24 protein-coding genes are annotated in these 20,118 nt (G+C 37.2%); 10 read left to right on the top strand and 14 right to left on the bottom strand.

Annotated features, from left to right (window positions below):
• Positions 1 to 664 precede the first annotated feature (664 nt).
• The 4 genes from SOI83_RS02135 to SOI83_RS02120 all read right to left on the bottom strand — a co-directional run bounded on the left by SOI83_RS02135 (position 665) and on the right by SOI83_RS02120 (position 2,304).
• The gene (locus tag SOI83_RS02135) at positions 665 to 880 is read right to left on the bottom strand and encodes a Nif11-like leader peptide family natural product precursor (protein WP_320676973.1); all 216 of its coding nucleotides are present in this window, start codon (positions 878 to 880) and stop codon (positions 665 to 667) included.
• A gap of 458 nt (positions 881 to 1,338) precedes the next feature.
• On the bottom strand, positions 1,339 to 1,551 hold the full coding sequence (locus SOI83_RS02130; RefSeq protein ID WP_320676972.1) for a hypothetical protein: 213 nt from the start codon (positions 1,549 to 1,551) through the stop codon (positions 1,339 to 1,341).
• Positions 1,552 to 1,807: 256 nt separating this feature from the next.
• Positions 1,808 to 1,945, bottom strand: coding sequence for a hypothetical protein (locus SOI83_RS02125; protein WP_320676970.1), 138 nt, complete (start codon positions 1,943 to 1,945; stop codon positions 1,808 to 1,810).
• A 194-nt stretch (positions 1,946 to 2,139) separates the two neighbouring features.
• On the bottom strand, positions 2,140 to 2,304 hold the full coding sequence (locus SOI83_RS02120; RefSeq protein ID WP_320676969.1) for a hypothetical protein: 165 nt from the start codon (positions 2,302 to 2,304) through the stop codon (positions 2,140 to 2,142).
• 316 nt (positions 2,305 to 2,620) lie between these two features.
• On the opposite strand from SOI83_RS02120, the gene SOI83_RS02115 reads away from it, so the two are divergent.
• A complete protein-coding gene (locus SOI83_RS02115) occupies positions 2,621 to 2,806 on the top strand; it encodes a hypothetical protein (protein ID WP_320676968.1) in 186 nt (61 codons plus the stop codon).
• A 1,067-nt stretch (positions 2,807 to 3,873) separates the two neighbouring features.
• Here SOI83_RS02115 and SOI83_RS02110 read toward each other — a convergent pair.
• Together SOI83_RS02110 and SOI83_RS02105 are read right to left on the bottom strand one after the other, a co-directional pair.
• Complete coding sequence (locus tag SOI83_RS02110; RefSeq protein ID WP_320676967.1) at positions 3,874 to 4,113, bottom strand: lactate dehydrogenase; 240 nt, start codon at positions 4,111 to 4,113, stop codon at positions 3,874 to 3,876.
• 194 nt (positions 4,114 to 4,307) lie between these two features.
• Positions 4,308 to 4,604, bottom strand: coding sequence for a hypothetical protein (locus SOI83_RS02105; protein WP_320676966.1), 297 nt, complete (start codon positions 4,602 to 4,604; stop codon positions 4,308 to 4,310).
• Between the two features lie 164 nt (positions 4,605 to 4,768).
• On the opposite strand from SOI83_RS02105, the gene SOI83_RS02100 reads away from it, so the two are divergent.
• Entirely contained in the window at positions 4,769 to 5,266 is a 498-nt protein-coding gene (locus SOI83_RS02100) for a hypothetical protein (RefSeq protein WP_320676965.1), read from the top strand.
• Positions 5,267 to 5,287: 21 nt separating this feature from the next.
• Here SOI83_RS02100 and SOI83_RS02095 read toward each other — a convergent pair whose 3' ends face one another.
• The 3 genes from SOI83_RS02095 to SOI83_RS02085 all read right to left on the bottom strand — a co-directional run bounded on the left by SOI83_RS02095 (position 5,288) and on the right by SOI83_RS02085 (position 6,768).
• Entirely contained in the window at positions 5,288 to 5,989 is a 702-nt protein-coding gene (locus tag SOI83_RS02095) for a hypothetical protein (protein WP_320676964.1), read from the bottom strand.
• Between the two features lie 321 nt (positions 5,990 to 6,310).
• Entirely contained in the window at positions 6,311 to 6,481 is a 171-nt protein-coding gene (locus SOI83_RS02090) for a hypothetical protein (protein WP_320676963.1), read from the bottom strand.
• A 98-nt stretch (positions 6,482 to 6,579) separates the two neighbouring features.
• Positions 6,580 to 6,768, bottom strand: a complete 189-nt coding sequence (locus SOI83_RS02085; protein WP_320676962.1) for a hypothetical protein — start codon at positions 6,766 to 6,768, stop codon at positions 6,580 to 6,582.
• Positions 6,769 to 7,452: 684 nt separating this feature from the next.
• Here SOI83_RS02085 and SOI83_RS02080 point away from each other — a divergent pair.
• Together SOI83_RS02080 and SOI83_RS02075 are read left to right on the top strand one after the other, a co-directional pair.
• Positions 7,453 to 7,590, top strand: coding sequence for a hypothetical protein (locus SOI83_RS02080; protein ID WP_320676961.1), 138 nt, complete (start codon positions 7,453 to 7,455; stop codon positions 7,588 to 7,590).
• Positions 7,591 to 7,924: 334 nt separating this feature from the next.
• Positions 7,925 to 8,200: a hypothetical protein gene (locus SOI83_RS02075; RefSeq protein WP_320676960.1), complete on the top strand. Its 276-nt coding sequence runs from the start codon at positions 7,925 to 7,927 to the stop codon at positions 8,198 to 8,200.
• A 538-nt stretch (positions 8,201 to 8,738) separates the two neighbouring features.
• On the opposite strand, the gene SOI83_RS02070 is transcribed toward SOI83_RS02075, so the two are convergent.
• Complete coding sequence (locus tag SOI83_RS02070; RefSeq protein WP_320676959.1) at positions 8,739 to 8,930, bottom strand: hypothetical protein; 192 nt, start codon at positions 8,928 to 8,930, stop codon at positions 8,739 to 8,741.
• Between the two features lie 239 nt (positions 8,931 to 9,169).
• Here SOI83_RS02070 and SOI83_RS02065 point away from each other — a divergent pair, with 239 nt between their 5' ends.
• From SOI83_RS02065 to SOI83_RS02055, 3 genes are all read left to right on the top strand, one after another.
• Positions 9,170 to 9,688, top strand: a complete 519-nt coding sequence (locus tag SOI83_RS02065; RefSeq protein ID WP_320676958.1) for a hypothetical protein — start codon at positions 9,170 to 9,172, stop codon at positions 9,686 to 9,688.
• A gap of 157 nt (positions 9,689 to 9,845) precedes the next feature.
• Positions 9,846 to 10,268: a cAMP phosphodiesterase gene (locus SOI83_RS02060; RefSeq protein ID WP_320676957.1), complete on the top strand. Its 423-nt coding sequence runs from the start codon at positions 9,846 to 9,848 to the stop codon at positions 10,266 to 10,268.
• Between the two features lie 909 nt (positions 10,269 to 11,177).
• Entirely contained in the window at positions 11,178 to 11,402 is a 225-nt protein-coding gene (locus SOI83_RS02055; protein ID WP_320676956.1) for a hypothetical protein, read from the top strand.
• A gap of 1,077 nt (positions 11,403 to 12,479) precedes the next feature.
• On the opposite strand, the gene SOI83_RS02050 is transcribed toward SOI83_RS02055, so the two are convergent.
• The 3 genes from SOI83_RS02050 to SOI83_RS02040 all read right to left on the bottom strand — a co-directional run bounded on the left by SOI83_RS02050 (position 12,480) and on the right by SOI83_RS02040 (position 15,388).
• Positions 12,480 to 14,726, bottom strand: coding sequence for a tetratricopeptide repeat protein (locus tag SOI83_RS02050; RefSeq protein WP_320676955.1), 2,247 nt, complete (start codon positions 14,724 to 14,726; stop codon positions 12,480 to 12,482).
• Between the two features lie 170 nt (positions 14,727 to 14,896).
• Positions 14,897 to 15,112, bottom strand: coding sequence for a hypothetical protein (locus tag SOI83_RS02045; protein ID WP_320676954.1), 216 nt, complete (start codon positions 15,110 to 15,112; stop codon positions 14,897 to 14,899).
• 96 nt (positions 15,113 to 15,208) lie between these two features.
• Positions 15,209 to 15,388 (bottom strand): hypothetical protein, encoded by a 180-nt coding sequence (locus SOI83_RS02040; protein WP_320676953.1) that lies wholly within the window; start codon positions 15,386 to 15,388, stop codon positions 15,209 to 15,211.
• A gap of 409 nt (positions 15,389 to 15,797) precedes the next feature.
• On the opposite strand from SOI83_RS02040, the gene SOI83_RS02035 reads away from it, so the two are divergent.
• From SOI83_RS02035 to SOI83_RS02025, 3 genes are all read left to right on the top strand, one after another.
• Positions 15,798 to 16,865, top strand: coding sequence for a chlorophyll a/b binding light-harvesting protein (locus SOI83_RS02035; protein ID WP_320677589.1), 1,068 nt, complete (start codon positions 15,798 to 15,800; stop codon positions 16,863 to 16,865).
• Between the two features lie 595 nt (positions 16,866 to 17,460).
• A complete protein-coding gene (locus tag SOI83_RS02030) occupies positions 17,461 to 18,849 on the top strand; it encodes a sodium:solute symporter (RefSeq protein WP_320676952.1) in 1,389 nt (462 codons plus the stop codon).
• Between the two features lie 52 nt (positions 18,850 to 18,901).
• Positions 18,902 to 19,171: a hypothetical protein gene (locus SOI83_RS02025; RefSeq protein WP_320676951.1), complete on the top strand. Its 270-nt coding sequence runs from the start codon at positions 18,902 to 18,904 to the stop codon at positions 19,169 to 19,171.
• A 60-nt stretch (positions 19,172 to 19,231) separates the two neighbouring features.
• Here SOI83_RS02025 and SOI83_RS02020 read toward each other — a convergent pair whose 3' ends face one another.
• Positions 19,232 to 20,107: an NAD(P)-dependent oxidoreductase gene (locus SOI83_RS02020; protein ID WP_320676950.1), complete on the bottom strand. Its 876-nt coding sequence runs from the start codon at positions 20,105 to 20,107 to the stop codon at positions 19,232 to 19,234.
• Between the last annotated feature and the right edge of the window lie 11 nt (positions 20,108 to 20,118).

Raw genomic sequence — 20,118 nt, 5'->3', positions numbered from 1 at the left:
TGTTCTGAGCCCATTGAAGAAAGGGGTTATTTCCTTGACGATGCGACTAAAAAGTGTGTTACCCCATCACTCAGGGAAGAAACGTTAGCTAGGTTTTTTGGAATAGGTGAAGCTCCTAGAACCTAAGTGCTCACTTGCTCCACAAGAAGATTTTGTTAGGCAAGTGTATTCTCGAGTAGTGAGAGTTGATAGAGCTTTTTATTTCTTAAAAGGCTTCGAAGTTGTATGTTTTTTAAAGATCTGGTGAAGCAATACAAATACAGCAACCTCCTATTTGGGAATAATTCTTCAGAATTTGATGTTGACCACATCCTATATAAGCAAAAGAAATGACTCTCCTGAAGAGAACTCAAAATTCCCTTATCAGCGGTAAGATCAATGTAATTATAATTAGGTTTGCAGTTCTTCATATGCTCATCTGATTATTCTCGGAAATCTAACTTGGAGGATCTTTCTCAAAAATGTTGGATAGTCTCTTGCAAATGACTTGGTATAACCCGATCTTTATGATTGTGGTGATAGGAGCTATATGGTTTATTCCAGGAATAATCGTTAGAAGGATCGCTGAAAAACGTTATGAGGATGCACGTGCCAAGTCTCAAGCAGAGAAAATTTCCAGGCTTTATCCGAAGGACAAACAAATATAGATATAGCTAATATTTTATTAGTTATACTCTCCAGGGACATCATTCTTTTTGACTGTAACCTTTCCAACTTTTTTACCAGAAAATCTTAGAAGTTCATCGCCTGAGAATTCGAAGCCATGCTTTTGGGCAATTAATGCCACATCGTCAGCAGTTGAGGAAGCAAGTACTCTTGATTTTAATTCCGAATCGCCTTGCATTTTTTGTAAAAAGGCCTTTAGTTGATCAGTAGACATGACATTGAAGAAAAGAAATGGATTTTTCAACTTGATTAGATCTCTAAGGACTTTCCCTTTGAAACTAGGTATACATAAAGAACTCTAATCAATAATTGAGGCTGTTAGTAAAAATCCATTGAGCTTAAACACAATAAACCTTATTAACCTAGATGATTCGTAAAGTAAATAAGAATGGATAATTGTCGAGAGTGCTGATTCAGCTAAGCACATTTGTTATTGTAAAGTCCTTAGGCATGCAGGGAATAAATTTTATACTTTCTTGAAACTATGTAGAAAGACAGACAAAATATATAACATATAAGCTAAATAAAATTGGGTAGAGTTAACTAGTTACATTACTACTTAGGGAAATAGGTAATATTATCTGAGAGAAAGTATTGTCGTATGAGTTGTTTTAACCTGTTTTTTAATTGTTGTATTAACTTCTAGATATCAACTTAAGTATATTTATACTATTAATTACCACCTCCATTGCAACTCCAGACCTTAGCGGGAATACCTTGGGTATTTTTTCCATCTATTCGGAAAGTTCTCTCTATACATTCATTTTGAGTTCTGGTCCATTTAGCAATAGGGACTAGTGAGGTGAAAATGCCCACAAGACTCAATGTACTTATTACAGCAAGTACAGGATAAGCATGTGCTCGAATCGCTTCTCTTGGGTTCATTCCTTCTGAAACTAAATTAGTCTCTAGAAAGATACATCTCTACAAATCAAGTCGCCATGTTTTTTCGGATTTAAAGATATAAGTTTTTCTTTGGCAGCTAGATAAATGAGTCTTATTGACGTGGGTTTATCTAATAAGCTGACTTTGAGGCATATGCAGCGATAATTTGAATAGTAAAAGACCCTCTCATAAATTTATGAGAGGGTCTTTGGATGGAGCCCCTGCTATGAGGCTAATAACTCAGTAGAGTTCTGTCTTAGGAAAGAACTGTCGCTGCAGCAGAAGCTACTGCAATAATGAGTCCACCCCATTTGATTACTTTCTGGTCCGAATTGAATGTTGTGCCGACAAGGATTGCTGCGAGGTTGATAACGGTCAGTTGGTCTGTGTTCATGATGAACCTTTATGGCTCTAAAACATTAGTACGATTGACCAGAGCAGGCTAGCTTTTCTTATCTAGTTGTGAGGTTGATACGGTATAGGAGATAGAGAAGATTAGCTCTAACATCTACCGGCGGCTTAATTCCATTGATACGACAAGGCTTTGCGGGAGTTGATTGGTTTATGTCGAATCAACTTGTTTGCGACTTAAGCGTGATGAGTGCACCAAAGAGCACAGGTCGTGGTTACTACTGCTACTACAAGACCTCCCCATTTGATAGCTTTTTGGGGGGCATTAAAGGTAGTACCTACGACTATCGCCGCCAGGTTGACAACAATTAACTGGTCTGAAGACGGATTAGGTAGGGTCATAACGGTTTTGCGATTTTTTTTACTTTAAGCCCTTATTGATCTGGAATTAATCGGTGCGTATAATTTGAAAACTTTTCACAAAACCTAATAATTTCCTTTTGTTATTCATTTCTACGAACTCACGCCGACCTCGTTTCAGTTCTTTTTGAATATTTGTTTTAAATCTAAAGTTACTTGGCTTGACTTTTTCACGAAACCAGTTATTAGATTGGAAATATTAAGGATGAACAGTTGATTGATGAGACTTCTCTTTGTAACGAGGTACTAGATCTTTGGTCGAAGAAAGGAGACATTGTGAATTATTCAGGAAATCCTTATGCTCTTATTGACTACTTGTACTATTGCAACTTTTATTGGCTTGGGAATTGCTCTTTTTGCTAGGCAGCAAGCATCCAAGCAACATAGAAATAGGGCCCTTCTCAAGGACCTCTTGGCAGAATTTGGCCTTGATGTTCCGGAAGAGCTTAAAGGTGCGATTGTTAAATCTGTTAGGAGTAGGTAGTCGATCGCTCTTTGTATATAGTCCCTGATATGTTCCTTGTATTATTTTAAGAAACATCAGGCAAAGCCCTTTGTTTATCTTGCCTTAATTTTTCTCTAGGGTTTCTATAGTCTTCTTATTCGTTTACCCCCCTTGCCTTTATTTCCCACGAACTAGCCGCTAAGTCCAGTGTCTTCATAATTTTAATACCAGCTTCTATGAGTTGTCGAAAAAAGACCCTTGCGTGGATTCCTTGGCCCCTGTGATGGCGATCTTATTGCCTAGGTTGTTCTGTGGATAAAAGACAAGCCCCCATAAATAGAGCTGTTTTGATTTTGAGTTGCGCCTAGGGTCTATATATAGTGTTTACTACTCATGACGTTTTGGCTAAAGAAGACTATTGTCGTTCAAACGACCGGGTGATGGGGATCAGTCGGTGGTTTTAAAGAAAAACCTTGTTGTTTCTCCTTATCCCACTAATGAACCTAGGTAGCCTTTTCCTTGAGTCTGTTTCTACTGGCGTTATTACACCGGATGAGATGTCTTGGGTTGTAACTCATCAATCTGAGTTTTCAAGGCTTGAGGAAGCCACTGCTCTAAAGCTTGGCAGGCTGCTGGACAGAGGCCTGATTCAATTGGGATGTCGCTTATAGCTTGATTAAATATTTATGTTTTATTTATCAATATTTAAGGCATTTATTTTGAGCCATTCGATATGAAATAAACATATTTATTTATTGTGAGCACCTAATTAATTAAATGTTTGAAGATTTGATGTACTGCTAATAGTGCTAAGCATGTCCATGCCGCCCGTCCATGGATTATTTCAACTTGACTGAGCTTTTGGAAAGACATACTCATCTCCCTGGCAGTAGTTGATACACCTGTTTAACTTTATAAACATGGTGTAATAACCGACTGTTCCCCATCACCCGGTTATTGCAATAAATTTACTGAACAAGAGGATAATTGCCATGAGTACTAAGCACTAAAAATATGTGCTTCTAGGCGTGGTATTAACTCTAGTTATAAAATTTTGTTGTCAGATAAATTTTACAAGGCAGTGGTATATATTACTAAACATGACCTTATGTTTTATAGATTGATAATTGTTCGTATGTATGTTCTTTTTGTAGTTGTTTGTCTAATGAGGTTAGGCAAATTTCTATTGCATGTAATTCCCTTTCAAGTCGTTCTCTTCTATAGGTTAAAAGTCCTTGACGCCTTTTTATTTCCAATCTTCGTCTTTTATTGAAGTCCTGATTTGGTGCAGTCTTTTTATAAGCATCTGATGAATCAATCTTTGAGTTGGTAGTGGTGGTTTGCATAGCAATCTTCCGGAAAAAAACTATGGCGTACTTTGAAGAAAAAGTTTGTTTTTACTTTTCTGAACTTGATTAGCAAAAGTCCGCTTTTAGCTTTTTAGCAAGGATTTACTTAGAGAGCATCTGTGTTTACTCTTAGGTGTTTTCTGGGAAGTATATATAACTAGCGTTTGATCTGTAAGTGTTGCAGGGGTGTGCTAGTCGTTATTTACTTGAATTGAAATTGTTCTTGTTTTACATTTAACTTGAATTGCTTTGATTGATTTCAAAGACCCTTCTGAAAGTCCGCTAGTGATATCTATGTTTTTTGTGAGTTGAACATTTAGTTTGCATGCTTCTTTGATATTACCGCGTTGGATTGCTTCTTCTATTCGGCCCAACTCCGAATTGATCTCTGTTAGAGACTTTCTACTTTCAGTAGTTGGGGCATTAGTATTTGAACAAGCTGAACAGCAAATTAGAATTGCTAACGCAATTTTCTTAGAAAATTTCATGATCTAAATTTAAGGTTACTATTCTTAGATAGTCCCCTTAGGATGCTTGTGCAACAGTGATTAAGACCAATCTTTATTAATCATTAGGAAATAGCTTCAAACTATTTAGCTAATTTTCAGCAAACAAAACTCGCGCATAGATGGATTAAACGCTAAAAAGAAGCATGACTCAGACACCCCCTTCCAATACGACTTCTAAAAGAAAGCGTCTTGCGCGGGAGCTCAAGGAAGCTCTTTCAGGCGTGAGAGCTTTGTTTGTAGCGACTGTATCTCTTGCAATTACAGTTTCAGATTCTCTAAGACGCTCAAAAGAGCAAATACCTAAACCTGTCTCCCCAGCAGAAACTCAGTTCACAAAACCTAAGCCCTCACAAAAAGAAGTGAGCCCAAAACCTATTGAATCCTTATCTGAGAAAATGAAAGAACAAAAAAACGAAGAAAAATTACATTCAGATACTATGGCAAAGGGTAAAAATTATTTTTATCCTTTTCTGGCAACAGTTAGTACCTTTTCACTTGTTTTTGGGGTATCAAAGTTGGCCCCAATCTCTGAATGGGCAGAAACTCAGAATCAATGTATTGAGAAACTTTCACGACAAATGAATTCGGATTCTCAGATACTTCCTGATTATGTTAAGGCTTGTAATGGAGGCCACGACTAGCTTTAAGGCTATCAAAATTGTTTAGAACTCTGTTAATAATATATAGATTAGTCTAAGTAATAAAATTGCAACAAGAGCACCAATTACTTGCAATACTGATTTTGTATCTGTAAAACTTTTCGGGATAATGGGTTTTCTTGCAAGTTGATTCTCTCGGTTCAGGTCAATTTGCATAAATGATGAAGGTTCATTGAGTGGGGTAAAGCCTGATTTACTTGTTAAATCTGTTTCAACAAGGGGCTCAGAGACAGGTAGAGGAGGAGTGTCTATAGGTTCGGAATCAACAAGGGGCTCAGAGACAGGTAGAGGAGGAGTGTCTATAGGTTCGGAATCAACAAGGGGCTCAGAGACAGGTAGAGGAGGAGTGTCTATAGGTTCGGAATCAACAAGGGGCTCAGAGACAGGTAGAGGAGGAGTGTCTATAGGTTCGGAATCAACAAGGGGCTCAGAGACAGGTAGAGGAGGAGTGTCTATAGGTTCGGAATCAACAAGGGGCTCAGAGACAGGTAGAGGAGGAGTGTCTATAGGTTCGGAATCAACAAGGGGCTCAGAGTCTGGCTTAGGGCTATCTAGAACTTCTGAAATGGATTGAGACTGGGAATTAGTGCTGCTTTCTTCTTGAATTTCTATGCCTTCCGGATTGTTGCTTGATGAATTCTCTTGGGTAGAAGGAGACCAGGGATCCTTTGAACTTGGAATTTCGTCTGAATTGATTTCTTTCATGCTGTTATTGCCTGAAAGGCTGAAAAGGAATTTTGGTGGAGAATCTCAATTTATAGCTTGTGAAATTCTCTGAGATATCTCCAGTATCTATTTAGAAGGGGCCAGAAAGGAATTTATCTTATAAAAATTTTAAGAGATGAAAGCCATAAGAGTGATTAGCTTTACTAAGATAATAAAATGTGTAATATACTCTTTTGTTAACTTAATAAAAACCTTCTGTCAAGACATATAGAGATAATCCTCGATTCTGATTCGCAATCGCTTTTCTTTTTTAGGAACCCTTGAGCTTTTTTTGAAATAAGTCCCAGTTAGGTGTGCGATTCATTCAGATTTATCCTTGTCATTCGGCCTCTGGGCGCTCCCCTTGGAAAGAAAAGCCAAAGCTGCGCCAAACAACCAAGACCCAAGAAGTATTCCTATTACAACTAATGCAATTGTGAGAGGACCCGGGCCACCATATTCGCTTGGACCATATTGGAGTAGGGGATCCATTGTGTTGATACTCGTTTAATTGGCTATAAAACAACATTAGATATATCAAATGGAAAGACACCACTTTTGCAATTAAATCTTTGTGTACTTTGGGTGTCTCATACTTTCGAGCTACCAATAATCTTTAAAAGAGCTTCAGGCAAGGGTTTAAAGGGTTCTAACCAATAATACTTAAGCATTTCTTTACTTGGCCCTCTATTCCTATTCTCATGACTTTTTGCTATCAAATAGAAGATGGCAATTAGTTCAATGACCCTAAAGCATCTAATTATTCCTTTTTTGGGCATTGCCCTTTCACCCTATACCCTTTTGTATTTGTGGGAGGAAGCGAAAAAGAAGAAAAGTTTTAATAATTACTTCATCCAGACATCTTAGTCACTATAAACTTTTCAAGTAGTTCGTGTAGTTAAATATGTGTATCAGTAATGTTAGAAGATAGATATTAATTTTTTACAATTTACTACCTTAAGAGTTTTCTCTTTTTATTTCTGAGTAATAGTTCTTATCGCCTTTTATTTCTAGATGCGTTTAGCTGAGAAAACAGTTTATTCAACAATGTTAAAGACCCTCTTTTTAGGAATGCTCCAATCATCTTGCTCTGTTCCGTTTGGAAAAGATATTGGATTGGCTCCCATAGTTTTTGCGCAGTCTCCTCCACCAAGTGAAGGTCCTGAAACGTCTACTGAGTATTCCTGGGCAAGGGATTATGACCGTTAGGGGCAAGTACAACCACTATTTCGATTCCCATTGATTTGAGGCCTAATACCAACGAGGGGCTCTGCGAATGGTTAAGAGCACCACAAAATGCCTGTAGAACTTGTTTTGAAGCCTGTCTTTGCAGCTTTGACCAGTTTGGAATGCCTTCGTTGCCAACGAATCTTATTAACGTCAGTATCGAAATAGCCAATGTGTCAGCCGTGGTTGGTCCTTGTGCGTTATAAGTACATCGCTTTAACCTCCACCCGTAAGCAATGATTCCCTCAACAGACTTCTTCGCAACGATAGCGATAGGAGGTTTCCAGCCTCTAGCAGCCGCTTTCGGAGCAATCGCTCTGATTCAAGTTTCCCAATTTATTTTCTACGGTCTTAATGACCCATCAGATAAATAAAGGTCTAAAAACCGACTTTATGTTTTTCTTGAAGGCAGGGCCTATGCCCTGCCTTTTTTGTCTTTTGCGTTTCTTTTGAATATTTCCATTCTTGTCTGGTTCAACGAATGTTGATTTCACAGAAAAACTAAATTTACTTTGTAATTATCTTTTTTAGCTTAAATTCTTATATTGCACTGCTAACATTGGACTTTTTGCTGTTTTTACCAAAATAATAAACCTAAAATTTCTTCCTTTAAATATTTCCATATGGATGCCATCCCCTTCTCAGTTAGCGGTTTATATTTTCAATAATTCTTTTTCATCGCATAATAAACATATCTGTACTTAATCCATGCAAAAACGAACTCTGGCCTCATTATTGATTTCTCTTTTAGCTTCTCTATCATTCCCTTCCCAAGTGAAGGCAGATTATTGGCTTGTGATTGGTAGTTATAGACAAGGCCCAGGTGGTAAGGCTTCGGTAAGTGGGATCACAAGTCCATCTGTCTATGCAATTCCAATGAAAACCTTGGCACAGTGTAAGGCTGCTGGGCTTGAGATCACTAAGGAGATTTATAAGCCAGTTTGGAATTTCGATAATCGATGGATTTGCGTATCAGGTAGGTGAATAAATTAAAACAGCATTTTGATATTGCAATTTCCAATGAGGCATTTGATATAACTACAGTAACAAAGTAATTTTGGTGAAAATCTATTCTTTGCCTTGTTTGACGTTACTTCTAGACTTTATGACAACTCGACCTCTATAGACTTTATTATCGCTATATAAAGACTTTCAAAGGTGGATTGATCTAAGGCTTTTTGCTTTACTTGTAATACCCAATCGATCAGTGATGGTAATTCTCTATTCCCTTTTGGTAGTCGGCTTTCTCTTCGTTTGGTGGTTGAGCAGTCAATCGCATAAAAAAACACAATTGGTTGCCAAAGAGTCCAATCTCTCTAGTAAGTCCACTACAAACCCTATTCATCCACCTAAGGGAAAGGATGATGCGCCAACTTCATTTGTAGAAGCTCAATTGGTTACTGTAATTATTGATAATGGAGAAATAATCGAGGAGGTGTACCAACGGCCAAACGGACAAAGGTTTTCTAAGAAGGGGAAAAGGAAGTTTTGATCGCCCGCCTGTCATCTCTTCTCTTTCAAATCAGCTAACTTGGTCTTCACTCTCCAATTCGCAGGTCAAATCGCATTCAGTGAGCTCCCTATCAGTTAATTGGTCAAGGATTCTTGCCATATCTATTGCTGATAGCTCTCCATTTGAACTCCACTTTAAAGTTGTCTTCCTCTGAACAGGGATTAAGTTCATACCCTTTGCCTTGGAATTATCTGAAGCCATCCAAAGCCTCCTGAATTATGTATCGGTAGATACATTTAATCCTATAAAGCTCTTTCCTAACCTAATTTTTCCCGAAAATTCACTTTTCCTAATTTTTTAGCGAGGAATTGTTGGCTCAGCTAACAATTTCAGTTACACCTAAAGAAGCGAGTTTCGTTATATCTTCGTCTATCACAGACTTTTGTCTGAGTGCTTTGTTCACTTAGCTCATATCGGAAAGGCATTTGAGGACAATTTCAATGAAATCAGACAAAAGACCAGTCTTTTTTGAAATGCACTCCGCTTATTCATGGCTTATAACCAAATTCAGGACGTTATTAACTTCAGGGCTTCTTATTTTTAGTGCACCATTTTTGATTACTTCTGCTTACTCCTTGCCTACCGTTGAAGGTTTTAATCCAAAAGAAATAGGAATGGTTAGATCCTGTCAGGGTGGCGCGTATAAGCCTAGAAGTTATGAGTGGAATGGACTACCTTATGTCGCTTGGTATTATCCATTATATGAGAAAAATAGAACAGTAGTTATGAAGCTTGACGGAAGATTGAGGAAACTTAAATATAGTAATTATGTCTCTGGTAGTGAAGGTGAATCAAACGGAATTTATGGTTTAATTTATGGTGAATATAACATTGACATCCTTTGGGAGGATACAGTTATCAGCAAGAATATAAGTGGTGGCAAAGGGTCAATAAAATTTACTTTAGAAAAAACAGAACAGTCTTTTGGTATACCCATCTTCGTTTTACAAGGCTGTTAAGTTGTTGCTTCTAGTAATTTATAGTCCAGGATCCTAATTTCTCAACTTTGAACTGATTTTTGGTAATAATTGAACAAGTAAAGAAAAATCCAACTCTTTTAAAAAAAAGGCTTCTGGATTGGTTAAAATTTAAGTAAATCACATCACATTTACTCTTTTGAGGAAATCCAGCACTCACCTCCGCAATGTTTTATTAGCTCCTATAGCTTTAGCCCTTTTAGGACTAGGGTCCTGTTCAAAGACCTCTTCGAAACCTGGACCTGCAACCGATTCTGATATTCGTTTGTATAGAAGTATAGGAACTTCCTATCTTTGCAATGCAAGAGTCGCGAAGGTTGACTTTGATAAAGCATTAGGCATTGCAGCGAGAACCTATGCACAGTTGCTAAAAGAACGCCATGGGTCCATTGTTAAATCGGCAGGTTCTCAAAAATTACCAGATAAGAGGCTTTTTAGAGGAGCAGCAGATCAAGTCCTTGCTGGATCAATTCTTTTTTGCCCGAAGCTAGTCCCTGAAGATGTTAAAACAAGAGTTAATGAGACCTTAAGCCAACAAAAGAATAATACGAATACGAAATAAGTAATGAATGAATTCTGGTTTACACTATGATTTAAATACTAAATCAATTTACCAGGTTCATTCATTCGTTCATTCATTCATTCTAATGGCTTCATGACATTAACAATTTTGTTGGTTTCATTTGGAGAACTTGAGATTTCTAATCTCACCGTCTTCTTCCTTATAGGTCTTACTCTCTTTATATTTATGTCAGTGGGGTTAAGTTCATTAAAACTCTTCGAAAGTTCACAGGATTTGTTTGAGGATGACGGAAACAGCGATACATAAAAATCTTGTAATTGATAGGTCTTAAAGATCAACATTTTTCAGAAATAATTAATTATACCTAGACTCTATATTGATATAAGTAACTCAAAATAGTAAATAAGAGTTGAATATCAATTAATTCAGCCTCTTTTCAATAGAGTTTTTTTTGTTAGGATAACTTTAGATCATTTTGTGTAAGCCTTCAACAATTTTGAAAGTGATTCTTTTCCTTTCTCTGCTTTTCTCCTCATGCTTTGAGGTTAAAGCTGAAATTCCTTTTCGGGATAACTCTTTATGTGCTGTTAAGAAAGGTAAGGCTTATAACTGTATTCCGTCGTACAAGCTTCTACCACCATTAATTACTCCAATGAAAATAGAGTTGCCTAGATCGACCACTCCAATACGATTAGAAGTTGTTCCTTTTAAGAATTTGCGTTCTAACACTAAAGCATTTAGAAGATATAGTAGAAGTCAACCTCAACTAAGAGCCTATAAAGGCAGGAAGAGTTTTGAGTCTTCCGATTATATTCCTGAGTATTAACACTTTTAATATAGAATGAAGAAAGGATTTGCTACCTATGACCAATAAATCCTAAATGAGTATTAGTGGCTAGGGCATTAGTACCTCTCAATGCGTTATCACTAGGTGAATGGCTTTCGAAAATGAACTTGTTTAACTCCGATTGGGTCACAGCGCAGGAGGCAAGCGAGAAATTAGGTTTTAGTGAAAAATCCCTTCGCTGTTGGTGTGAATGTGGTTACCTTAAGAATGGTACGCACTGGCATCGAAATGAAGAGAAGGATGATGCGCTGTTTTTCTACCAAGTAGAGCTTTGCAAGCAGGAAATGTCTAGTTGGTGGGGTAGAGATGCTTTTGTTGGCCCTTAAGGATCCTTATTTCAAATTAAATAAATGACTCAGGCTCCTAGGTAATCTCCCATTCTTTTAATTAAAGAGCTGTAAGAAATACAAACATTACACTAATTATTTTGGAACCTTCCCCAGTTTATATACATAATATTGTTTCCATTTTTAGCTCTACTTTACTTCTGGTAACTACTGAACAAGTTATTCACTTTTGAGAGAAAAGCATAATGTGTCTTTACTACAGTATGATCTTCTCTTTATTTATAATAGTTATACTTCAGAAGATTTTAAAGTTTTTATCCATAAACAATATAATTGATTAAGTCACAAATATAATAGGAATACCTTAATGATAACTAGACTTATAGATATCAATATATTAATGGTATTTAAATTTCTGTTTAGATATGGGAAGGATTATTGCTTTATTATCATAAAAGTTATCCTTTATTTATGTAAGTCTCAATAAGGTTGTTTTGTAGTCTATGGGTCTACAAAATTAGTAAAGTACATCAGATGAGTAGTTTATAGATATGTCGAATCTGCCTCAGTTGATTAGATCAGCTGGGAGATTAGGTATCAATCGCTTGAAATAGGTTATTAGAAACCATAAAGCCAATAGGTTGCCCAACATTGCGAAGGCAAAACGTAGTCTGAGGTCCTTGACGAGTGGGAGGATTGATTCCCACAAGTCCAGCATTGGTCCACCTGCCATTTCCATTCCATTCGATTGCTCTTCAAAACTAAGTCATTAAGGGCCCTTATGTGATCTTTTGTCAGTATTGGAGCTGGAATTAGAACATAAGCTGAAATATTACCTTTGCATATTTACCCATCTCTGGTCTTCCAGGCATCTTCTCAAAAGCTCTTATCGCACATGATTTTGTTTTTGGCTTTTAAAACTCCCCAAAACAAGTGAAATAGACTTTAGTACCAGTACCTATCCAAGGCATTAGAGGTCAATTTAATCTTCACTCTTAAAGTCCAAAGCTAAGCTTAAGAATGGTGAATTGAGCTGCTAGGCATGAATTTACCGATTCGTCCTGGCACCTCAATTAGATAAAATATACATAGTAGGGTAATTACGTTGACCATCTATTAAATTGCTTTCGCCCAAAACTGGTACATTGCACGAAAGATATCGGGATTTTCTTCTTCATATCGATACCAGTTATTTAGGTTTGTTTGTGTAGTGTCTTCAGGGAATTCTAAACTGTACCTTTGTTTTATCTCTTGTGGCAAAACAAAACCAAGAAATTCCAGATTCAACTCTGCCAGCATTTCTTTTATTTCATGCATTGTATAAACTTTTTCTTGTACGTGAAAACATAGATCTCTAAGCATAGAAGTTGTATAAAAGTCATTCCATTGAGGAAGAGTTTCTAAGTCTTGTGTTTCAGCCTGAATAACCTTACTCCTAAAATATTTAATTCCCTCCTTAGTTGCGTTAATTTTTTCTTTATTGATAAGGGTTTGAGCAATACTAATATACCTTCTCGCTAATTTGCTATATAAACCAAGTTTAATAAAACCATCGTTTTTAATGGACTTTCTTAGTGAAGCTAATCCCTGAATGGGATGCTTCATGTGGTGTAATACGCCGGTACATTCAATCACATCAAATTTCATATTTAGCTTGTCCAAGTCAAGTATGTCCAATTGAAATAGTCTTTCCTGTTCTAATTTGTATTCATTTAGTTTCCTTTGAGCGTAAGCTAAGCTTGAAGAACTTAAATCAATTGCTGTTATCCTTGAATTAGAATACGAATGTGCATCTATTAGTTGTTGACCTGTACCACACCCAGCAATAAGTACATCAGAGCATTCTTTTTTATAGTTTATCTCTATTCTGTTAGGGCTTATTTCATTATTAATTGCTTCCTCTATCGGGATTTTAGTTTCGGCTAAAGTTGTGTATCTCCATCTTGGATAAGGATTTTCTTCATATTGCTCTTTAACTGATATTGAAACGTCATTATTTATTTCTCCCGGGTTTTCTATCTTTAGCTTAATTAATTCTTCCTTTTGAGGTTCAAATAATTGCATTTCTGTTAATTCACTGAAGGCTGCAATCTTCGTTTTGTGTATTTTTACTGAATTACTAGCTCGCAATTCAATAATCGGTTTGTAACAAGCTAATATGGCTATTAAAAGTTCGTCGATATTATCTTGCTCTAATAATTCTTCTTTTTCACTTACTATTTTTAATTCCTCTTGTGTTACTTCAAAGACGTATTCATTTAAAAAGCATTGTTGTGCTAAGGATGCCACAAATGTAATCCAATTCTCTTTATTCGTTAGGTTTTTAGGTATTTCAGTAGTTAGCAGTTGTTTCCTTAAATTCGTTAACGAACTTTCCCACCTTAAATCATTTATTGTTACCAAGCCTAGACATCTTATAAACTGCTTGTCTACTACGATTGTTTCATAAAAATCATTCGCGTATATCGATTTTTCACTAATGATATTTTTCTCTAGACTGTCTATGGAAATCAGCCTCTTTAATGCCTTGAATAAATTATTGTGGCTGATGTCTGTTCTTTTAGTAAGGATATTGATTAAGAATCTTAATTGACTATCCTTGAATAAGGATAAATCACATTGCCCAATTAAATCGATTAATATTAGATAACTAGACTGTATCTCTGGACTAACATCTATTTCCTCTTTTAAATGTATTATTGCCTCTTCGTATTTACCTACTTGCCTTAGGATTGTAGCCAGGTTTAGGTGAACATCTTTTAGTCTTGGATTTAATTCCATTGCTTTTCTAGTCATTTTTTCTGCTTCAGGCAGGTCCCCTCCTTCTTGGCACAAAACACCTTTATTGAGGTATGCATCTGCAAAGTCTGGCTTAAGGTCTATTGCTTTCTCGGTGTTTAATATGGCAGCTTTAAGATCTCCTTGTTCTTTTTTAATCAAACCTAAGTTTAGGTAACCGTCCCCTAGTTTAGGGTCTAGTTCTATTGCTTTATCTGCACTATCTTCTGCAGCTGTAAGATCACCTTTGCTTTTTAGAATTAAAGAAAGATTTGAATGGGCATTACTTACCTTAGGGTTAAGTTTAATTGCTTTTCTTGTTAAATCTTCAGCCCTATCTAATTCTCCCATGCTGTATAGAAGATATCCTAGATTAGACAAAGCAAAGACATGTTTAGGGTCTAGAACTATTGTCTTTTCATACATCTTTAAGGCTTCGTCAGGTTTTCCTATTTCCTGTAATATCAAAGCATAGTTTGAAAGCACATCTGCATCATTAATACCTGTTTTTATAAAGGCTTGATATCCTTTTATTGCTTGTTCGATATCTCCTTCTAAGTGACTTTTTATTGAAGCAGCCTTCAATTGCTCCGGTGGCATCCGCAATCTCTTTTTAGAGATATGGCCCTTTTGTTTCCCCTTTTTTCCAAAACCTTTCAATTTTCTTCGCTAACTAGTTTCATATACATTCTATACCGCTTAACTCTCGACTCTGTTTGCTTAGTACAACGCATGTATTTAATTGATTAATAAATCTAGCCTTTATTTAATGCGTATCTTAATAACAATAACAATGCTAGATTAATGATGAGTAATCCAGAGAGCTTTATTAATGGGTTCGCCATACCTTTTGGAGCTGTTATTTCAACTCCTAAGAAATTAAGTATTGTCTTTTTATCTAGATCATTATTTTTTGGGTCTGTTTTTTCTAAATCTACATCTTGATTTTGGTTAGGATTTGGTTCTTCCATGCTTTTGAATTCAAGTTTATCTATCTAGTGATGATATCTTTAAAGTTATAGCTTAAGATTTTATAGCTTTAATATTGTTATACATTGTTCTTATCATTAAATAGGCTTGCCTGTGATAAGGGCATGTACGGCAGGTATTGTTCTGTCCAGAATAACTACAATGATTACAAGTACATTTAATCCCACTACTCCTGCACCGATAGCAAGGGTTTGCCCTCTGGTGGTGTAGTCCCATTTGGGCGTGTTATCAGCTTTCTGTTCAGGAGTTGACTGCATTTCTTTTTGGGCATTGTCCATAAATTTCCGATTTGAATTCCAAACATACACATTAGAGTCTTTCTACTGGTTTTTGAAGTGACTTAAAACTTTTTTTCTTTTAACTAGCCTTTTAATAAAAATGCAAGACCTATGCCGTTAAGAATCAAAGGTCTAATTAACGGTTTGCTTCTAGAAAACTAGTTTCTTCGCTTGAGAAATCAACCTTTGAAGCTTTCGAGATCCCCCCAATCTCTTAGATGCTATGAAAATTCTGCAATGTTCTGCTATTTCCGAGCTCTATAGCCCCATTCTTCTCACTAGGTATTTAGCGCAAGAATTTACATATTGTAAAAGTCTTGGCATCGTCCTCAGATCGACCATGGATAAGAGTAATCTCATACGGCCTTGCCCCCTTGAACTACTAATCATGCAGACCTACGGAAACCCAGACGTCACCTATGGGTGGTGGGCTGGTAATTCAGGGGTGACAAACCGCTCAGGCAAATTTATTGCAGCTCATGCCGCGCATACCGGTCTGATTGCATTCTGGGCAGGTGCTTTCACCCTGTTTGAGCTAGCGCGTTACGACCCCTCAGTACCAATGGGGCATCAGCCGTTAATCGCTCTTCCACACCTTGCAGCTCTTGGTATCGGATTCGATGATGCTGGAGTCTGGGTTGGAGGTAGTGCTGTTGTTTCAGTTGCTGTTGTTCACCTGGTTGCTTCCATGGTCTATGGAGCAGGCGGACTTCTGCATTCACTTCTTTTTACCGGTGATATGCAGGACTCTGAGGTTTCTCAGGCCAGAAAGTTCAAGCTTGAGTGGGACAACCCTGATAATCAGACTTTCATTCTTGGCCATCACTTAATACTCTTTGGTATTGCGAATATCTGGTTCGTTGAATGGGCAAGAGTCCATGGAATTTACGACCCAGCTGTAGGCGCAGTTCACCCTGTTGAGTACAACCTGAACTTGGCTCATATCTGGAACCATCAATTCGATTTCTTAAATATCGACAATCTTGAGGATGTAATGGGTGGTCATGCCTTCTTGGCATTTGCTCAAATCCTTGGTGGTGCGCATCACATTGCGACCAAGATGGGTTCTGGATTATTGGGTTCTTACACCAAATTCAAGGGATCAGGATTACTTTCTGCTGAAGCAATCCTTTCTTGGTCACTTGCTGGTATTGGCTGGATGGCAATCGTTGCAGCTTTCTGGTGTGCAACAAACACAACTGTTTATCCAACTGAATTCTTCGGTGAGCCTTTGGCACTCAAGTTTGGTATTTCACCTTTCTGGGTAGATACAGTTGACCTTCCAGATGGCCTGCATACTTCTCGTGCATGGCTTACAAATGTCCATTATTACTTTGGATTCTTCTACATCCAAGGTCATCTATGGCATGCATTGCGCGCTATGGGCTTCGACTTCAAGCGTGTAACAAATGCGATTGGTAATCTGGACAACGCAACAGTTACTCTTAACGATTGATATGGTTTAAATCTAGAACTCAATTTTGTTTATTGACTTTTAGGTTTGGCTATTACTCAACTTACAAAGCCTCGTCCTATGGCGAGGCTTTTTCTTTTGATTTTCTAATATCAGGTTTCAAGTGTTTTTGCCTCTCTTAACCTATTTTTTGTTATTGCCTCATTTGGATAAGCTAAATAGCGAGCCTTTAAAAAAATCTACCTTATATAGTGTTTTCTAGGCAGACCTGTCTCTAGATGTGGTAGTTGCTATTATTGGCGAAAGTTCGCTTTATTGGTATGTAGCTAATAAATTATGAATGGGTCAAAGCAGCAAGTTAAATCTAGTGAATTTGTTATGGATATTGATTCAAAGTCGAGTCCTAATTTGGATATGAAAATGAAACTAGGACTTTTGGAATTAGTCCTTCACGCTTTTGCTCTATTAATGCTTGTTTAGACAGATTTTTCTTGTATCTTTGGACGAAGCAAAAGCAATACGATACGTAATTCAGTGATTCCTAGAAGGTTTCACATGGGAAAGCCTTTAATGAGTTTTTTCGTTTTATTATCAATACTTAGAGCTTTACACTCGATTTACTTTTAACTCTGACGGCATGCAGCTTTTTTCAGTGGTTGAAAATAAATTTGTTTTTTTAAGTACTGAACTTTTACCAGGATTCTGGCTAGCGATCACTTTGCTTTGCCTTTTGATTTTCCTTTTGAGTCTAGGTAGGCGACTAGAGCCTGCCTTGAAATTAGAAAGGGTTGGCATTCCGATAGCACTCTTATTAGGTACTTTGGCTCTTTTCCTAGGACCATATGGGCCAGTCTCTTTGTTCCCTCAAAAGGTCACTGATATTTGGGTGAAATTACCAACACCCTTATTGACTTTGGTTTTCGCAACCTTGATGTTGGGCAGACCTTTGCCAAGAGGTAAGGGTTTGTGGAAACCTGTTGCATCACAAGCAGCCTTAGGTTTTTTTCTTGGATTCGGTCAATATCTTGTGGGTGGTTTGGCTGTCATTTTCCTACTAATACCTTGGCTTGGGGTAGACCCATTAATGGGCTGTCTTATTGAGGTTGGTTTTGAGGGTGGGCATGGAGCCGCAGCCGTGATGGGCAAAAGTTTCATCAAATTAGGGTTTTCGGGAGGTCCAGATCTTGGATTTGCCATGGCTACAGTAGGTTTACTTTCGTCCACCATCATTGGGAGCGCTTTGGTTGTCATTGGTCGTTCTTTAGGGTGGATTGGCGTTCAGACCATTCAAGGAACTGGTATAACTGGAGCAAGAGAAGAACAGATAGATTTCTTTGGTCAAATTAAAGAACTTGCGATTAATCTTTTTTTTGTTGGACTAGCTGTTGGTATTGGAGTATTTGCCCTTTATATACTAAGACTCATGTCTCCATATTTTGGAGGTATTTACTCAGAGGTTATTGAAGTTTTCCCTGTTTTCCCCTTAGCTCTTTTGGCATCTTTGATTATTCGTTTCTTACTTGAACTACTAAATAAAACAGACCTAGTTTCTCAGCTACTACAACGGGAAATAGGAACTTTATCAACTGACTTGTTAATAGTTACGGCTATGGCAAGCTTGAATTTGCCTCTCATTAAAAATGATTGGGTACCTATTCTAATTCTTTCTATTGTTGGGCTTAGTTGGAATTTGTTTGGCTCACTCGTTTACTCTAAGTATATTTTTACTCAGGAATCCTTCGAGAGGGCTTTGGCCGAATTTGGCAATGCTACTGGTGTAGCTGCAAGTGGAATTCTACTTCTTAGACTTGCAGACCCTCGTAATACCACCAATACATTGCAAGTCTTTTCAATTAAACAACTATTTCTACAACCACTTTTATCAGGAGGAGTAATTACTTTGTTCGCACCAATTGCAATTAATAGGTTTGGTTTAGTCAGTTGGACTGAGGTTTCTGGACTTTTTGCTTTCTTTTTTATAGCCTTATCATTTTTCTTTAGCAGAATGTCGCCCAGAGAGATATAATTTATTTGCGGACTGATTTGTCTGCCTACCATTACTAATTCCCTTTCAACTTATGACGCAACACCTAAAAAGGGAAATACCGCAACAGGAACTCCGAGAAAAGTGGTTTAAAAGTCACCTTTTAGACAGGGAAGTTGAACTAGGCGAGTTGTACGATATGCCTGAAGAGGAGTTGGATTTGATAATGGCAGAAACAGCAGAGATTCGTAGTGACTCAAGTAATAGGGAACGTAACCTAGGCAAGTTTTGTACGGCAGGCTACTTCCTAGAGCTGAGTAGGATTATAGATAAGAGAAGGCTTGACAGCACTAATAAGTTATAAGGATGTGAGAAAACTAAGTCTCACAATATATATTCGTCTACAGACATAATTAGTTCTTATCTATACTCCTTTCTTTAAAACAGAGAGATCCATATCTCCAAACCCCTTATCAATAAGATCCTCTTCAATAGACTTAACTGCTTTTGTTATTGGAAGTTCGAGCCCAAATTCCCTTGCAGCTTCTATTGCTATCGATAAATCTTTATGGTGAAGTTTTAATTTAAAACCAAGCGGGTAATCGTCATTAATCATATTAGTTGATCTATTCCTTAAAGCCCATGAATCTGCAGCTCCATGTTTTAAAATATCTACAATTGAGTTGATTGGAAGAGATAGTTTTTCACCTAATGCGATTGCCTCACCTAATGCCGCATATGAACCTGCAACGAGTACTTGGTTTACAGCCTTTGCTTTCTGGCCTGTCCCAATAGGACCCAAATGTTCTACTATCTTGCCAATTGATTTGAGAACTGGCATTGCATATTCCACATGATTCCTATCTCCTCCCAGCAATATTGTTAAGTTTCCATTTTTAGCTGCCTCTGTACCTCCAGTAACAGGTGCGTCGATATAGCCAATTCTTTTTTCTGCGAGTATGTTGTAAAATTGTATACATCTCTTAGGGGAAATAGTTGATAGGTCAACTACTAGGCTATTTCTTGCTAAACCTTCAATAGCCCCACTTTCCCCAAACAATACGTCTTCTACAGAAGAGTCGTTACTTACACAAATTATTAATATCTCACATCTTTCGGCTACAATTCTTGGGGTTTCGCAAATATTTTCTTTTTTAAATGCTTTGTTTATATAACCACGTTTTGTTCTATTATATATATTTAAAGAATATCCTGATTTTAATAAGTTTAGAGCAACAGGAAAACCTATGGAACCTATCCCTATAATTGAAACTTGTGGTAATGATCTTAGAGCTGACATACTTCACTATA

Source organism: Prochlorococcus sp. MIT 1300, assembly GCF_034092375.1.
Classification (GTDB): domain Bacteria; phylum Cyanobacteriota; class Cyanobacteriia; order PCC-6307; family Cyanobiaceae; genus MIT-1300.
This window is presented reverse-complemented; position numbering and strand designations above follow the sequence as displayed.

Excerpts from the sequence above, each read along its gene's own strand:
- SOI83_RS02055 (WP_320676956.1), top strand. The coding sequence starts at position 11,178 with ATGAACTTGTTTAACTCCGATTGGGTCACAGCGCAGGAGGCAAGCGAG.
- SOI83_RS02070 (WP_320676959.1), bottom strand. The coding sequence starts at position 8,930 with ATGGCTTCAGATAATTCCAAGGCAAAGGGTATGAACTTAATCCCTGTT.
- SOI83_RS02035 (WP_320677589.1), top strand. The coding sequence starts at position 15,798 with ATGCAGACCTACGGAAACCCAGACGTCACCTATGGGTGGTGGGCTGGT.
- SOI83_RS02115 (WP_320676968.1), top strand. The coding sequence starts at position 2,621 with ATGCTCTTATTGACTACTTGTACTATTGCAACTTTTATTGGCTTGGGA.
- SOI83_RS02020 (WP_320676950.1), bottom strand. The coding sequence starts at position 20,107 with ATGTCAGCTCTAAGATCATTACCACAAGTTTCAATTATAGGGATAGGT.
- SOI83_RS02110 (WP_320676967.1), bottom strand. The coding sequence starts at position 4,113 with ATGCAAACCACCACTACCAACTCAAAGATTGATTCATCAGATGCTTAT.
- SOI83_RS02075 (WP_320676960.1), top strand. The coding sequence starts at position 7,925 with ATGCAAAAACGAACTCTGGCCTCATTATTGATTTCTCTTTTAGCTTCT.
- SOI83_RS02080 (WP_320676961.1), top strand. The coding sequence starts at position 7,453 with ATGATTCCCTCAACAGACTTCTTCGCAACGATAGCGATAGGAGGTTTC.
- SOI83_RS02135 (WP_320676973.1), bottom strand. The coding sequence starts at position 880 with ATGTCTACTGATCAACTAAAGGCCTTTTTACAAAAAATGCAAGGCGAT.
- SOI83_RS02025 (WP_320676951.1), top strand. The coding sequence starts at position 18,902 with ATGACGCAACACCTAAAAAGGGAAATACCGCAACAGGAACTCCGAGAA.
- SOI83_RS02045 (WP_320676954.1), bottom strand. The coding sequence starts at position 15,112 with ATGGAAGAACCAAATCCTAACCAAAATCAAGATGTAGATTTAGAAAAA.
- SOI83_RS02130 (WP_320676972.1), bottom strand. The coding sequence starts at position 1,551 with ATGAACCCAAGAGAAGCGATTCGAGCACATGCTTATCCTGTACTTGCT.
- SOI83_RS02125 (WP_320676970.1), bottom strand. The coding sequence starts at position 1,945 with ATGAACACAGACCAACTGACCGTTATCAACCTCGCAGCAATCCTTGTC.
- SOI83_RS02120 (WP_320676969.1), bottom strand. The coding sequence starts at position 2,304 with ATGACCCTACCTAATCCGTCTTCAGACCAGTTAATTGTTGTCAACCTG.
- SOI83_RS02085 (WP_320676962.1), bottom strand. The coding sequence starts at position 6,768 with ATGCCCAAAAAAGGAATAATTAGATGCTTTAGGGTCATTGAACTAATT.
- SOI83_RS02090 (WP_320676963.1), bottom strand. The coding sequence starts at position 6,481 with ATGGATCCCCTACTCCAATATGGTCCAAGCGAATATGGTGGCCCGGGT.
- SOI83_RS02065 (WP_320676958.1), top strand. The coding sequence starts at position 9,170 with ATGAAATCAGACAAAAGACCAGTCTTTTTTGAAATGCACTCCGCTTAT.
- SOI83_RS02095 (WP_320676964.1), bottom strand. The coding sequence starts at position 5,989 with ATGAAAGAAATCAATTCAGACGAAATTCCAAGTTCAAAGGATCCCTGG.
- SOI83_RS02040 (WP_320676953.1), bottom strand. The coding sequence starts at position 15,388 with ATGCAGTCAACTCCTGAACAGAAAGCTGATAACACGCCCAAATGGGAC.
- SOI83_RS02030 (WP_320676952.1), top strand. The coding sequence starts at position 17,461 with ATGCAGCTTTTTTCAGTGGTTGAAAATAAATTTGTTTTTTTAAGTACT.
- SOI83_RS02100 (WP_320676965.1), top strand. The coding sequence starts at position 4,769 with ATGACTCAGACACCCCCTTCCAATACGACTTCTAAAAGAAAGCGTCTT.
- SOI83_RS02105 (WP_320676966.1), bottom strand. The coding sequence starts at position 4,604 with ATGAAATTTTCTAAGAAAATTGCGTTAGCAATTCTAATTTGCTGTTCA.